The 850-nt window shown below is 57.1% G+C and carries 1 protein-coding gene and 1 pseudogene; both read right to left on the reverse strand.

Translation table 11 applies throughout. The features are described 5' to 3' along the window. Positions 1-251, reverse strand: a pseudogene (locus BMG07_RS43840) (IS3 family transposase); the annotation flags it as partial. Positions 252-400: 149 nt separating this feature from the next. Beyond that, the gene (locus BMG07_RS40860; protein ID WP_198089231.1) at positions 401-613 is read right to left on the reverse strand and encodes a helix-turn-helix domain-containing protein; all 213 of its coding nucleotides are present in this window, start codon (positions 611-613) and stop codon (positions 401-403) included. Positions 614-850 lie beyond the last annotated feature (237 nt).

Consider the following 850-nt stretch of genomic DNA (forward strand, 5'->3'; position numbering starts at 1 on the left):
TGCATAGCTGCCCATCGTGGTATGCGCGCTTCAGACTGAACTCGGTCACTCGCGATCGATGTGAGAGCCTGATGCCGGGTCGGCTCGAACACCGTGAGCTTGCCGTCGAGCTTCACCCGCTCGTACTCCCGGTACCAGCCCTTCAGCGCATTCTTTGTCGGGTAACCCAGCTGCCGAAGGGTTGCCCCGACGCGTTTCCCGAGCTTGATGTACAGCTCGACCGCTCGAATCCTGTCTTCGTACGAATACATGAACTACCTCCTGATAGTCCAAGTTTTTGTCCGCATCCCCTTCTACTTCGGCGCAGACATCCAGTTGGATTGGATCACCTTCACCGGGCGCTTGAGCACGACCGACCAAGGGGCTGGGGCAACTGCTACCGAAAGAGCGGCGCCAGCCCCTACAACCCGCTGAAGAGTTCGCCAACTGAGAGCCCAAGCGCCGCAGCAAGGGTTTCAATCGCGGCAAGAGAAGGGTTGCGAACTCCCCGTTCGATCCCACTGACGTACGTACGGTCGAAACCGCATTCGGCTGCAAACGCTTCTTGCGAGAGTTCTCGCTCTTTTCGCAACTCCCTCAAGCGTTCGCCGAACCGAATAGATAGTGACTTCACCCTCCTATTGGCGCGGTTTGTAGACTAAACAGCCACGGACTAATCGTCACATGTTATTCTGCAGACTAATCGTCACACCCGAGGCAGTAGTGCTTACCAGTATTCGATATTGCATCGACTCGTCCGGACTTGCTTTCGATGCCGCAAAGGTTTGTGAATGACTCAAAGCCGGATTGCTTCACCGTTTCCCACTGCGCGGCCACTCAGGTTGCCGGCGTCGGTGACGCGCGCTCGGAC

It is taken from the genome of Variovorax sp. E3 (assembly GCF_016082275.1).
Classification (GTDB): domain Bacteria; phylum Pseudomonadota; class Gammaproteobacteria; order Burkholderiales; family Burkholderiaceae_C; genus Variovorax.